Origin of the sequence: Streptomyces sp. NPDC047072 (assembly GCF_040643855.1) — a bacterium.
Classification (GTDB): Bacteria; Actinomycetota; Actinomycetes; order Streptomycetales; family Streptomycetaceae; genus Streptomyces.
Genome location: NZ_JBEYVC010000061.1, coordinates 19,826 through 34,073, shown reverse-complemented (window position 1 = coordinate 34,073; position 14,248 = coordinate 19,826). Strand labels below are relative to the sequence as shown.

General features: G+C 71.7%; 7 protein-coding genes. 5 read left to right on the top strand and 2 right to left on the bottom strand.

The genetic code is table 11. The annotated features are described in order from the left end of the window. Position 1: 1 nt before the first annotated feature. The gene (locus ABZ896_RS24915; RefSeq protein ID WP_360933103.1) at positions 2-4,069 is read right to left on the bottom strand and encodes a helix-turn-helix domain-containing protein; all 4,068 of its coding nucleotides are present in this window, start codon (positions 4,067-4,069) and stop codon (positions 2-4) included. Positions 4,070-4,277: 208 nt separating this feature from the next. Then, positions 4,278-6,104, bottom strand: coding sequence for a glycoside hydrolase family 76 protein (locus ABZ896_RS24910; RefSeq protein ID WP_360933100.1), 1,827 nt, complete (start codon positions 6,102-6,104; stop codon positions 4,278-4,280). 248 nt (positions 6,105-6,352) lie between these two features. On the opposite strand from ABZ896_RS24910, the gene ABZ896_RS24905 reads away from it, so the two are divergent. From ABZ896_RS24905 to ABZ896_RS24885, 5 genes are read left to right on the top strand one after another with little or no spacing between them, the layout of a single operon-like run. Continuing rightward, the gene (locus ABZ896_RS24905) at positions 6,353-9,223 is read left to right on the top strand and encodes an alpha-L-rhamnosidase (protein ID WP_360933097.1); all 2,871 of its coding nucleotides are present in this window, start codon (positions 6,353-6,355) and stop codon (positions 9,221-9,223) included. 21 nt (positions 9,224-9,244) lie between these two features. Further along, positions 9,245-10,681: a glycoside hydrolase family 76 protein gene (locus tag ABZ896_RS24900; RefSeq protein WP_360933094.1), complete on the top strand. Its 1,437-nt coding sequence runs from the start codon at positions 9,245-9,247 to the stop codon at positions 10,679-10,681. A gap of 22 nt (positions 10,682-10,703) precedes the next feature. Continuing rightward, positions 10,704-12,344, top strand: coding sequence for a beta-1,3-glucanase family protein (locus tag ABZ896_RS24895; RefSeq protein WP_360933091.1), 1,641 nt, complete (start codon positions 10,704-10,706; stop codon positions 12,342-12,344). A gap of 29 nt (positions 12,345-12,373) precedes the next feature. After that, on the top strand, positions 12,374-13,900 hold the full coding sequence (gene miaB / locus ABZ896_RS24890) for a tRNA (N6-isopentenyl adenosine(37)-C2)-methylthiotransferase MiaB (RefSeq protein WP_360933088.1): 1,527 nt from the start codon (positions 12,374-12,376) through the stop codon (positions 13,898-13,900). Between the two features lie 22 nt (positions 13,901-13,922). Next, entirely contained in the window at positions 13,923-14,216 is a 294-nt protein-coding gene (locus tag ABZ896_RS24885) for a hypothetical protein (protein ID WP_360933085.1), read from the top strand. Positions 14,217-14,248: the final 32 nt, after the last annotated feature.

Here is a 14,248-nt window from a genome sequence, read left to right as displayed (position 1 = left end):
GTCACCGGCAGGTCGACACCTCCGGGACCGCCGGGAGGAAGCGGCGCCACTCCGACGGGGTCAGCGGGTCGCCGCGGGTGCTGCACAGGTGCCGGGCGATGGCGTCCACGTCGGTGTCCCACAGCCGGACGGTGTGGTCCTCGCCGCCCGCGGCCAGCGTGGTCCCGTCGGGGCTGAAGGCGACCGCGTAGACATGGCCGGTGGCGGCGGTGAGAACGGCGTTCAGGTCGGGCGCGCGGGAGTCGGAGACGTCGTAGAGCCACACCGTCGAGTCGGTGCTGCCGGCCGCCAGCGTCCGGCCGTCCGGGCTGAAGGCGACGGAGTAGACGTAACTGGTGAAGCCGGTCAGGTCCGGTCCCACGCGTACCGGGCGGCGCGGGGCGGTGACGTCCCACAGCCGGACCGTGCGGTCGGCGCTGCCCGCGGCCAGGGTCCGGCCGTCGGGGCTGAACGCCACCGACCACACATAGCCGGTCGGACCGTGCAGCGTCACCAGCGGATCGGCGGACTGCGCGGACAGCGCCCACAGGCGTACGGCGCGGTCGATGCTGCCCGCCGCGAGGTGCCGTCCGTCCGGGGTGAAGGCCACGGACAGGACCGCGTCCGTCGCGCCGGTGAGCGTACGCAGGGCATGCACCTCGTCCGGGTGGGCGGTGTCCCACAGCCGGACCGTGCTGTCGTCGGCGCCGGTGGCCAGCACCTTGCCGGTGCGGTCGAAGGTCATGGACTCGACCGTGCCGGTGCGGGCCGCCCGGAACGGCTCGCCCCGGGCCGTCAGTTCGCCTTTCGTGGAGTACGCGAACAGGCGCACCAGGCCGTCGCTGTAGCCGACGGCGAGGATCCGGCCCTTCGGCGCGAACGTCACCGACTGGACGAAGGTGTCGCCGCCCGGACTCCACGGTGTGCCGACGGGTTCGTGCCGGGCGAGGTCCCACAGTCGCAGGTCCAGTGTGCCGACGGCGAGGAGGCGGCTGTCGGGGCTGTAGGCGAGCGCGTTGACGCCCTGCGCCGAGGTCAGCACGGGGGAGGGAAGCGACCACAGCCGGAGGACGCCGTCCGAGCACCCGGTCACCAGCGTCCGCGCGTCGAGCCACGCCACGGACGTCACCGCGCCCGGGTGCGGCAGGGTCGCCGAGACGTAGCCTGCCGCGCGGTCCCACAGGCGTACGGCGTCGTCGCTGCCGCCGATCGCGAGCGCCGCGCCGTCCGGACTGAACGCCACGGCGTTGACCCAGCTGTCCGCCTCGCCCTCGGGGGAGGGCGCGGCGCGGGGCCGGGAGGGCGCCGAGACGTCCCACAGACGCGTGGAACGGTCCTGACTGCAGACGGCGAGCACACGGCCGTCGGGGCTGAAGGCGATGCCGAGGGCGGGGCCTTCGAAGGCGGGGAGGGTGGCGAGGGGGGTGGTGGGGTCGGCCGTGTTGTGGGCGGCGCGGGCGGTCGTGGGCTCGGCCGTGTCTGCGTCGCCGGTCGTGCCTCCGGTGCTGGCCGTGTCTGCGCTGCCGGTCGTGCTCCCGGTGCTGGCCGTGTCTGCGCTGCCGGTCGTGCTCCCGGTGCTGGCCGTGTCTGCGCCGCTGGCCGTGCCTCCGGTGCTGGCCGTGTCTGCGCCGCCGGCCGTGCCCCCGGTGCCGGCCGTGTCTCCGGTGCCCGGTGTGCGCCACAGGCGGGCTCGGCCGTCGTGGCTCGCGGCCGCGATCAGTGTGCCGTCCGGGCTGAACGCCACCGCCTGCTGGTAGTCGTCGCCGCCCCGCAGGACGACAGGTTCGCCGGCGGCAGCCGTCGCGCGGGCGTCCGGCCACAGCCGTACCGTGCGGTCCGCGCCCGCCGCGGCCAGCCCCCGGCCGTCGGGAGCGAACGCCAGCGCGTACACCGTGGCCTCCGGCGTGCCCGGCAGATCGGGCAGCGGGCGCGGATGCCGGGGGTCCGCGAGGTCCCAGCGACGCAGCAGCCCCTGGCCGCCGCCCGCCACGAGGGTGCGGCCGTCCGGGCTCAACGCGACCGCGAACACGGCCAGTTCGGCCGAGACGCGCAACCTGCTCAGGGCGGCGGGCCGGGCCGCGTCCTTGGTGCTCCACAGCCGCACCGTGCCGTCCGAGGAGCCCGCCGCCAGCAGAGTACGCGCCTTGTCGAAGGCCATCGCCTGGACCAGCCCCGTGAAGCCGGTCAGCCGGATCGCGGAGGGCGCGGCCGAGGAGTCCATCAGACCCGCCCGGGCCTCCTGGGTCCGTGCCGTCCGGTACGCCGCGAGGGCGAGCTGCGCGCTGACCGAGGGGTCGTGCCGGCCGATCCGGACCGCCTCCGCCGCCATCTGCCGCGACTCCGCCTGCGCACGGGCGTCCTCGGCGAGACCGCGCTGGTGGCGGGCGTAGCCGTAGAGGCCGGAGGCGACGAAGAGGAGCACCACCGTCAGGGCGAGCAGCTGGTACAGCCGCCGGGTGCGGTTGCGGGCGGCCCTGCGCTCCTGGTCCCGGTGGCTCAAGGAGGCGTCCAGGAAGGCGCGTTCGTCGGCGTTGACCGCGTCGGTGTGCGCGGCGTCGGCCGCCCATTCGCCGGTCACGGCGAGCGCCGTGCCGCGCAGCAGCAGCCCGGGGTCGTGCTGCGCCTCCTTCCAGTGCCGGGCGGCCTCGGTCAACCGCCGGTGGATCCGCAGTCCGGCCCGGTCCGCGCCGATCCACTCCCGTAATCGAGGCCACGCGGTGAGCAGCGACTCGTGCGAGATCTCGACCGACTCGCTGTCGACGGTGACCAGCCGCTGCTCGACGTAGGCGGCCAACACGGCGGTGTACTCGCCGGCTTGGGGCGCGTCCGGGTCGAGCAGTTCGTCGAGGGAGACCCGGCGTCTGGTGTTGAGGGCGTGGTCGGAGACGTGCACCAGCCGCAGGAAGATCAGCCGGGCGATGTCCCGCTGGTTGCCGGAGAGTTCGGCGAACACCGTCTCCGCGGTGCGGGCGACGGCGTCCCGGATGCCGCCGCTGTCGTGGTACGCGGCGACGGTGAGTCGGCCGCGCGGTGCGCCCTGCCAGGTGGCGAGGAGGGCGTGGGAGAGGAGGGGGAGGGCGCCGGGGTCGTGGGCGGCGGTGGTGCTGTCCTCGGTGCTGTCCTGGTCGGCGTCTCCCGCCACGGAGCGCGGTGTCAGGTCGCGCAGCAGCAGTTCCACCAGCCCGCTCTCGACCTCCAACCGCGCCCTGCGAGCCGGACCGACGATCGCCTCGCGCATCTCGTCCCGGGTGAGCGGCCCCACCACCAGCTGCTCGTTCTGCAAGGCACGGGCGAGGGGCGGGAGTTGGAGGGCCTGGGCGTAGAAGTCGGCGCGCAGTCCGATGACGACGAGCCCGGCACCCGGGTCACAGAGGGCCGCCACGAAGCGGGCGCGTTCGGCGGGGTCAGGACAGGCGGTGAAGAGCGCCTCGAACTGGTCCACCACCACGAGCGGTGATCCCTCCAGCAGCGGAGTCAGCTCGTCCGTCGGGTGCCGTCCCGGGGTCATCAGGACGACCCGGCGCGGGCCCGCCGCCGTACCGCTCGCGTCCTCCAGCGCGCCGCCCCGCACCGCCGGGACCAGTCCGGCGCGCAGCAGGGAGGACTTGCCGGAGCCCGACGGGCCGACCACGGCCAGCAGCCCGCCCCCGGCCGCGGCCGGCGCGCGCAGCCGCTCCACCAGCGTGGCCGTCAGCGCCTCCCGGCCGAAGAACCACTCCGCGTGCTCCTCCTCGAAGGCCCGCAGCCCCCGGTACGGGACAGGGGCCCCGGCCGCCGGGCGTCCCGGCGCGATACGCAGCCGTACGAGCGCCTCGTGCCACTGCCCGAGGACGCCCGGGTCGCTCACACCGCACGCGAGGAGGATGTCGGTGAGCAGCTTCGCGGCCCGTACCGGAGGCAGATGGCGCCCGGAGAAGTAGTCGCCCGCCGTGCTGGGCGCGATCCGTACGGCGTGGGCCACCTCGCGGACGGTGAGGCCCGCCCGTAATCGGGCCTGGGTCAGCCGGTGCGCGAAGTCGGACACCGAGTCGATCGTCGCCGGATCGGACTCCTCGTGGTGTCGAGGCCGCCCGTCGTCCCCCATCGGCATCCGTCCCCCTGGGCGGCATATGGGCTGATGGCGACCGCCACCACCCCTGTCCGGCTTTGTCCGACCACTGTCGGGGCTCGTACGGGGTTTCGGCAACAGGCTGTACCACCCCCGCGCGCCGGGGTTTCCTCATGACGGGGGCCACCGGGCCGCCCGGCGTTCGAGGGGAGCTTTCGCCGGGCGGTCACGGGGGCCCGCATCGCAACTCTCAGCCCATGGCCGCCGTCAGCGCTTCGAGGGCGCTGGACTGGGTACGCCAGTCGGTCTGGTTGGGGGATGTGCCCGCCCAGCGTTGGCCGCGGGTGTTGAGGGCGGTGCGGTCCCGCGCCCACAGGGTGTCCGCCTGGTTCTGGACGTAACTCGCGTATGCGGCCGAGCCGGTGGCCTTCGCGAGGTCGGCGAAGTGGCGCATGAAGATGCCCTTGAACTGCTTCTGGTTGTCGTCGCAGGAGGCGGAGCCGATGTCGCAGGACTCGGTGAGCACGCCGTTCACGGTCAGCGCCGAGTCGCCGACGGCGGCGTCGGCGAGGGTGCGTGCGGTGGCGAGCAGCGAGGCGTCCCCGGTCGCCCGCCACAGTTCGGTGAACCCGCCGATGGCCAGTCCCTGGTTGTAACTCCACACCGTGCCGCGGTTGTTGGCGCAGGCGGAGGTCAGCCCGTCGTTCACCAGCCCCGCCGCGTTGATCATCCCGCTGGACCGGTACCAGTCGGCGGCGGTCCTCGCCCGCTGGAGCCATACGGTGTCACCGGGCAGACGCTGGTGAAGTGCCGTGGTCAGCCAGAGGTATTGGCCGTTCGTCACGGCGTTCTTGTACGTCCGCTCGCGGTCCCACCACACGCCCCCGCCGCAGGTGCCCGGATCCCAGTACCCCCGCAAGTAGTCGGCGATCGTGACCGCCTCGTCGAGATAGCGGGCGTCGCCGGTGTAGTCGTACGCGTGGAGCCAGGCGATGGCCCACCAGCCCGAGTCGTCGATCGACCGGCTGATGAAGTGGCCCTCGATCGCGTCCGAACTGCGCACCCCCGCCGGGAAGTTCCCCCTGTTCCGGTCGAAGGTGCGCGCGATCACCCAGTCGTAGTCGTGGGTGCCGGAGGCCCCGGCGAAGTCGATGAGGGAGGTGAGGGCGGCCGCGGAGTTCCACCAACTGCCGCGCCACCAGCCGTCGTAGGGGTCGTACGACGCCATCAGCGTGTCCGCCGCGGCGCGGGCCCGGGTCGGTGCGGGCCTGGCCCAGGCGGTGCAACCGCCCTCCTGGTGCCCGGCCTCCCGGCCGCAGGCGCGGACCGCACCGCCGTAGAGGAGGCCGCGCGGGTCGCGGGTCGCGTACATCGCGGTACGGGTGGTGGTGGCCCCGGACGGCACCGCCGTACGGCCGAGCGAGGAGCCGTCCGGCCAGGTCGCGCCGGCGTCCCAGGAGCGGTCGAGCCAGATCTCGTCGCCGGCGCCGCCGCTGTCGAGGGAGGCCCACGCCATGGAGTTCCGCTGGTCGACGTGGAGCCGGACCGTGCGGCCGTGGATCGTGGTGGCGGGCACCGGCTGGTCGTCAACGGCCGCCTGTCCGGCGCTGGTTCCGTCGCAGAGCCGGTCGCAGACGGTGGGGTGGGCCCAGGCCGTGCAGCCGACGGCGGCCGCGTCGCCGCAGGCCCGGACGAGCCCGCGGCGGTGGGCGCGCGGGTCGGTGAGGTTGTACATCAGCGTCCTGGTGCCGGTCCAGGTGCCGGGGATGCTCGCCCTGCCCAGCAGCCCCTCCCAGGTCGCGCCGCCGTCCCACGAGCGGTCCAGCCACACCGAGTCGCCGGTCACGCCGCCGTCGATGCTCGCCCAGGCCATGTCGTCGGCGTCGGAGACGTGCAGTTGGACACGGCGGCCGTTGAGGTCCTTGGCCGGCACCGGGAAGGTCTCCTGGCGGGCGAGCGAGGGGTCGAGGGTGTCGCAGGACAGGACGCACACCGGGGCGGCTGCGGCCGCAGCGAGGGTCGCATTCGGGAACAGTGCAACGGTCGCGGCGACAAGGATCAGGAGGAGGGCGCGCATGTGACAGTCCCGTCGGGCGGCCGGGGATCGAGCACTGGTCCATACCTTTCCTCCGGGTAGTGAAGCGGCTTGGCGAGTCCCTGTCAATGGCTCAACACTCGCTTGTTTCTGTGGAGTTCGGGATGCGTGTGACGGCTTGACACCCGTGTTTTCAGGCGCCCATCATCGGTTCAGTCTCCATGGGTTGAATCGATTCACACCGCTCTCGTGTGTCCCGCTGTGCTCCGCGCTCCTTCCGGGAGGTACCCATGCGCCGCCTGTTCGGCCTCGCCCTGGCCACGGCCACCATGACGGCCACGGCCCTCGCGCCGCCCGCCGAAGCCTCCCCTCCCGCGACCACCACGGCGTCGGCGACTGCAAACGCCGTGTCCCAGGCGGCAGTCGACCCCCTGGCCTACGCGCCGACCTCACGCACCCTCAAGCCGGCCGCCGTGTACGCCACTTCGGGCAGCGTCGCCAACCCGCAGAACGTCCTCAGCGGCCAGGCGACCCGGATCTCCGGCTCGCAGTCGGCGATCACACTCGACTTCGGCAAGGAAGTCGGCGGCGTGGCAACGTTGTCCTTCGGCTCCACCAGCGACAACGTCCAGCGGATCGGACTGGCCTTCAGCGAGTCGTCCCTGTACGTCGGCACCAACAGCGACCGCAGCAGCGGCCGGGACGGCGAGGACGGCGCCCTCTACACCACCGCCGCCGCGAACGGCACGTACACCATGCCCACCGCCCAACTCCGCGGCGGCTTCCGCTACTTGACGGTCTTCGTCGACACGTCGGGCTGGGTGGACCTGAAGGGCGTGAGTCTCGGTTTCACCGCGGATCCGGAGAAGGCGAACCCCGCCGACTACCCCAACTACTTCCACTCCAGCGACGACCTGCTCAACCGCATCTGGTACGCCGGTGCCTACACGGTCCAGCTCAACACCATCGCCTCGAACCAGGGCCGGGCCTGGCCCCCGCCCGCCTCGGCGTGGGACAGCAGCGCCACCGTCGGCGTCGGCGACTCCGTCCTGGTCGACGGTGCCAAGCGCGACCGTACGGTGTGGCCGGGCGACCTGGGCATCGCCGTGCCCACGCAGTACGCCTACGCGGGCGCGGCCGGCCTCGCCGCCACCCGCAACGCGCTCTCCACGATGTACGACGCCCAGTCGGCGGAGGGTGAAATCCCTTGGTCGGGACCGGTGTTCAACCTCACCGGGTCGGACACGTACCACACCTGGACCCTGCTGGGCACGTCCACGTACTACACCTACTCGGGCGACCGGGCTTGGCTGGACTCCGAGTGGACGAACTTCAAGCGCGGGATGGCCTTCATCCTGGGCAAGGTCGACGGCAACAACCTGCTCAACGTGACGCGTACGCAGGACTGGGCCCGGGTCGGCCAGGGCGGCGAGAACATCTCCGCCAACGCGCTGTTGTTCGCCGCGCTCAAGGGCGGCGCGACGCTGGCCGCGGCCGAAGGCGACAGCGCGCTCGCCGCGAGCTGGATCAACAAGGCGGCCGCCATCAGGACCGCGGCCAACTCCCTTCTGTGGGACGCCTCGAAGGGCATGTACAAGGACAACCCCACCAGCGGTCTGTATCCGCAGGACGGCAACTCCCTAGCCGTCTGGTACGGGTTGACCGACTCCACCGCCAAGGCGAAGAGCATCGTGGCCGGGCTCGGGAAGAACTGGGGCGCGTACGGCCCCACCACCCCCGAATGGGGCGGCAACGTCTCGCCGTTCGCCGGCGGCATGGAGCTCAACGCCCGCTTCGCGGCCAATGACGACTACACCGCCCTGGACCAGATCCGCCGCACCTGGGGCCACATGCTCGACAGTGACATCGGGACCAAGAGCACCTTCTGGGAGGGCGTGAAGGCGGACGGCGGTCTGGCGTACGGCGGTTCGTTCATGAGCCTGGCCCACGGCTGGTCGACCGCGCCCACCTCGACGCTCACCTTCGACGTGCTGGGCATCGCCCCGGAGTCCGTCGCCAACACCTACCGCTTCGTCCCCCACCCCGGCGACCTGGCCAACGCCCAGGGGCGCATCACCATGCCCCAGGGGGCCGTTGACGCCTCCTGGTCCCGCGACCGCAACGCCGGCACCTACTGGGCGCAGCTCACCAGCCCGGCGGGCACCACCGGCCGGATCGGCATCCCCAAGTCCGGCGGCACCGTCACCGTGGCCGTGAACGGCACCACGGTCTGGAGCAACGGCACCTTCACTCCCACCACCGGCATCACCGGCGCGAGCCAGGACGACACGTACGTCTACCTCACCGGGGTCGCCCCGGGCAGCTACACCGTGACCGCGTCCGGCCTGGGCAACCCGGCCGAGCCCAACGACCCCGCTGCGAGCGGCCAGTTGAAGGCGGGGTTCACCCGGTGTGCCGGGGAGGGCGGCGCCTGCTCCTTCAGCGGGACCCGCTCGGTGGCGTACGGCGCCGGGACGTACACGTACAAGACGGTGACCGGCGGCACGCCCTGCACCAGCGCCTCCTTCGGCGGCGACCCGGCGGCGAACATCCTCAAGTCCTGCTACGTCGCCGACGCGGGCGGCCCGCCCGGATACACCGTGTGCGCCTCCGAGAACGGCACCTGCTCCGTCCCCGGCTACAACCGTGACGTGGCCTACGGCGGCAACGGCAACTTCGCCCACCAGGTGACCAACGGCTCGGTCGCCTGCACCAACGCCCACTTCGGCGACCCCATCGACGGCGTCGCCAAGTCATGCTACGTGGCGGGCGCCGGTGCCCCGCCCGGCTACACCCTCTGCGTCGCCGAGGCCGGCACCTGCCCGGCCGTCGCGGGCCAGCCGGTGGCCTACGGCGCCTACGGGGCGTTCACCACGCTCACGGCCAGCGGCGACACCCCGTGCACCAACGCCGTGTTCGGCGACCCGATCCCCGGCGAGTCGAAGTCCTGCTACACGGCGACCGGCGGGCCGTCCGGTTATGCCACGTCCTGCTCCGCCGAGGGCGGCACCTGTGCGTTCAGCGGGCAGCGGACCGTCGCCTATGGAGCGCGCGGCCGGTTCCTCTACAAGTCCTTTACCGGGGGCGCCAGTTGTACGACGGCGGCCTTCGGTACGGACCCGCTGCCCGGTGTGCTCAAGAGCTGCTACCTGACGCCCTGACCCTTTCCCGGAGTAGGTGACATGAAGTCCGTCGGCCTGATCACGACGCTTGTCCTCCTCGGTACGGTCACGGCGGGCGGTGTCGCGAGCGCCGCCCCCGAGGCGACCGTCTGCAACAAGTACTGCGACGCCCGCGACCCCGCCCTCTCCCCGACCGACCGCCAACCCGTCACCGCCACCCTCTACTCCCGCACCGTCACCCTGCACTTCGACGACACCGACGCCATGGGCTGGGCCTCGATCGACAACGGCAGCCCCACCGACGAGGTCTGGCTCGACCGCTCCTTCGACGGCGGCCGCACCTGGAGCTCGGGCAGCAGGCTCGGCGACACCACCATCCCCGCGGGGCAACGGGGTTGGCGGACCCTGATGTACAACGTCGACGACTGGGGCAACAACGGCGTCGGCGCCCTGCGCGCCTGCGGCAAGGCGGGCGACCGCGCCGAGATCGCCTGCACGGCGTGGGCCCGGACCACCTGGAACGCCTGGAGCCGGCCCACGGCGGCGGCCACCGCGCTGATGCAGTCGTACAACACCTCGACGGGTCTCTTCGACACCACCGGCTGGTGGAACTCCGCCAACGCCCTGACCGCGATCATCGACAACATCCGCGTCACCGGGATGGGCAGCTACCGGTACGCCATCGCCACCACCTACGACCGCCAACTGGGCGCCCAGGGCGGCCAGTTCCGCAACGACTACATCGACGACACCGGGTGGTGGGGGCTCGCCTGGGTCGCCGCCTACGACCTGACCGGCGACGCCCGTTACCTCGCCACCGCCCGGGCCGACGCCGACCACATGGCGCAGTACTGGGATTCCACCTGCGGCGGCGGAGTGTGGTGGAGCACGGCGAGGACGTACAAGAACGCCATCGCCAACTCCCTCTACCTGCAACTGAACGCGGCCCTGCACAACCGGATCTCCGGCGACACGCTCTACCTCGGCCGGGCCAATGCCGAGTGGTCCTGGTTCAAGGGCACCGGCATGATCAACGGCTCCCATCTCGTCAACGACGGCATAGACCTGGCGACTTGTGGCAACAACGGGTCCACGGCGTGGTCGTACAACCAAGGGGTGCTGCTGAACGGGCTGGCCGAGTTGTACCGCGCCACCGGAGACACGGCCCTGCTCACCACCGGCCGTCAGATCGGCGACGCCTCGACCACCTCCACCTCGCTCAACTCCGGCGGCATCCTGCGCGAGCCGTGCGAGGCGGGTGGTTGCGGGGGTGACGGGCCCTCCTTCAAGGGCGCCTACATCCGGGGGCTGAACGCCTTCAACTCCCTTCTCTCCGACCGGCCTTACACCTCGTACATCGCCAGGCAGGCCAACTCGGCCTACGCCAACGACCGCAACGCCCTGGACGCGTACGGGCTCCACTGGGACGGGCCGTTCGACTCCACGGACGCGGCCCGCCAGCAGAGCGCGCTCGACCTGATGAACGCGGCGTCCTGACCCACGTCTTGAGGAGAACCGCATGCTGAACCGCCGAACCCTTCTCAGAGCCTCCCTGGCCGGAGTGGCCACCCCCGCCCTCCTCGCCGGTATGACAGGCCGCGCCTCCGCCACCGCCTCGACCGTCAGCGTCGACCTCCAGAACAACACCGGATCCGGCACGGTCTACGCGTACGTCACCGGACTCGCGCTCGACAACGGCAACGCCTGGTATCTGCTCCAGGCGGACGGCCGGACGCCGTACTACCCGTCGTCCCCGCCCTCGAACGGCACCCCGCTCGCGGTGGACTGCGCGATCCCGCTCAACGCCTCGGGCGCGGGCGCCAGGCGGATCACCATCCCGCGCACGGCGGGCGGCCGGATCTGGTTCTCCCTGGACAGCAGGCTGACGTTCCGGCTCAACCCCGGACCCGCGCTCGTCGAACCCTCGGTGACCAACTCCGCCGACCCGAACATCGGCATCCAGTGGGGTTTCTGCGAGTTCACCTTCAACAGCTCGGTCCTGTACGCCAACATCAGCGCCGTCGACTTCGCGTCCCTGCCGATCGGACTGAAGCTCACGACCGACTCGGGCGGCATCCAGACCGTCCCGGGGCTCCCGGCGGGCGGGCTCGACACGATCTGCGCCGGGCTCAGCGCGCAGGGAGGCGGCTGGGAGCAACTGGTCGTCACCTCCGGCGGCCAGAACCTGCGGGCCCTCAGCCCCAACGCCGGAATCGTGCGCAACTCCTCGCTCTTCTCCGGCTATTACTCCTCCTACGTCGACCAGGTCTGGGCGAAGTACGCCTCCACCCCGCTCCGCGTCAACACCCAGGCGTCCTGGGGCACCCTGACCGGCACGGTCTCCGGCGGTCTGCTGACCTTCCCCGGAGCCGGGTCCTTCGCGAAGCCGTCGGCCGCCGACATCTTCAGCTGCAACACGGGCCCCTTCAACGTCTCCTCGGCCGTCATGGGCGCCCTCACCGCCCGCATCAGCGCGGCCCTCAACCGCAGCACCCTGCTCGCCGACGCCGACCAGCCGAACGGCGAGAACCCCGCCACCTACTACACGACGAGCCCCACCAACCACTACGCCCGGCTCGTGCACGCCACCTCCACCGAAGGCCGTGGCTACGCCTTCCCCTACGACGACGTCACCCCCGACGGCGGCACCGACCAGTCCGGCTTCGTCACCGCCGGTGACCCCTCCCTGCTGACCGTGACGCTGAGCCCGGTCCACGGCGGCGGAGGGACCACCCCGCCCTCCGGCGGGACCAGCGCCTACTCCACGATCCAGGCGGCCTCGTACAGCAGCCAGTCCGGCACCGTCACCGAGCCCACCAGCGACACCGGCGGCGGCTACGACGTGGGCTACATCGCCAACGGCGACTGGCTCGGCTACGCGAACGTCGACTTCGGCAGCGGCGGGGCGACCCAGTTCCTCGCCCGCGTGGCCTCCGGAGCCGCGAGCGGGGTCAGCGGTCTGGTGCAGGTCGCGCTGGACAGCCCCACGGCGACGCCGGTCGGCAGCTTCGCTGTTGCCAACACCGGCGGCTGGCAGAACTGGGTGACCATTCCGGCGAACATCAGCAGGATCACCGGCGTCCACACCGTATATCTGACCTTCGCCAGCGGACAGCCCGCCGACTTCGTCAACGTCCACTGGTTCGGCTTCGCGGCCTGACCTCCGCGGGGAGCGCCTACCCTTGACCCATGACCATCAGCAGTGACCGGAGCGCGGCCGTGGACGTTCAGACATCCAAAACATACGAAATCCGTACCTATGGATGTCAGATGAACGTCCACGATTCCGAGCGCTTGTCCGGGCTGCTCGAAGAGGCCGGCTACGAGAAGGCCCCGGAGGGGGCCAACGGCGACGCCGACGTCGTCGTCTTCAACACCTGCGCGGTCCGGGAGAACGCCGACAACAAGCTGTACGGCAACCTCGGACACCTCGCCCCGATGAAGACCAAGCGGCCCGGCATGCAGATCGCGGTCGGCGGCTGCCTCGCCCAGAAGGACCGCGACACCATCGTCCAGCGGGCGCCCTGGGTGGACGTCGTCTTCGGCACGCACAACATCGGCAAGCTGCCGGTCCTGCTGGAACGCGCGCGCGTGCAGGAGGAGGCGCAGGTCGAGATCGCCGAGTCGCTTGAGGCGTTCCCGTCCACCCTGCCGACCCGCCGCGAGAGCGCCTACGCGGCCTGGGTGTCGATCTCCGTCGGCTGCAACAACACCTGCACCTTCTGCATCGTCCCGGCCCTGCGCGGCAAGGAGAAGGACCGCCGTACCGGCGACATCCTCGCCGAGATCGAGGCCCTGGTCGCCGAGGGCGTCTCCGAGATCACCCTGCTCGGACAGAACGTCAACGCGTACGGCTCCGACATCGGCGACCGCGAGGCGTTCAGCAAGCTGCTGCGCGCGTGTGGCGCGATCGAGGGCCTGGAGCGGGTCCGCTTCACCTCCCCGCACCCGCGTGACTTCACGGACGACGTGATCGCGGCGATGGCCGAGACGCCGAACGTCATGCCACAGCTGCACATGCCCCTCCAGTCCGGCTCGGACACCGTCCTGAAGGCGATGCGCCGCTCGTACCGGCAGGACCGTTACCTCGGGATCATCGAGAAGGTGCGGGCCGCGATGCCGGACGCCGCGATCTCGACCGACATCATCGTGGGCTTCCCCGGCGAGACCGAGGAGGACTTCGAGCAGACCCTGCACGTCGTCCGCGAGGCCCGCTTCACCAACGCCTTCACCTTCCAGTACTCCAAGCGCCCCGGTACCCCGGCGGCCACCATGGAGGGGCAGATCCCCAAGGAGGTCGTCCAGGCGCGCTACGAGCGTCTCGTCGCCCTTCAGGAGGAGATCTCCTGGGACGAGAACAAGAAGCAGGTCGGCCGCAAGGTCGATCTGATGGTCGCCGAGGGCGAGGGCCGCAAGGACGGCTCCACCCACCGCCTCTCCGGCCGCGCCCCCGACAACCGCCTGGTCCACTTCACCAAGCCGGAGCAGGACGTACGGCCGGGTGACGTGGTCACGGTCGAGATCACGTACGCGGCCCCGCACCACCTCCTCGCCGAGGGCCCCGTCCTCGACGTGCGCCGCACGCGCGCGGGCGACGCGTGGGAGAAGCGGAACGCGACGGAGGCGGCGAAGCCGGCGGGTGTGATGCTGGGCCTGCCGAAGATCGGGGTCCCGGAGCCGCTGCCGGCGGCCACCGGGGGGTGCGCGGCGCACTGAGCGGGTCGACGAGGGGGCGGGTATGGCGCACTGGGTGGTGATCGTCCAGTACGGCAACGAGGGCGTGGACGACTTCTCCTGCGAGGAGGTGACACGCTTCGAGGACACCGGCGACGGGGCCCGAGCCCGTCTCTACGAGATCGCCTGCACCCACCCTCCCCGCAAGGGGCTGCGCCAGCAGCGGCGTGAGGTCTTCCGGATCGGCGACGGAGACGCCTACTACACCAGGATCAAGGGCATGGTGTGCACGTTCGTCGCCACGTACCGGCTGGCCGAGCTGGTGTGGAGCACGGACTCCGAACCGAAGGGCTCCTGACCCGAACCACCCCTGACGGTAGGCTCCCGATC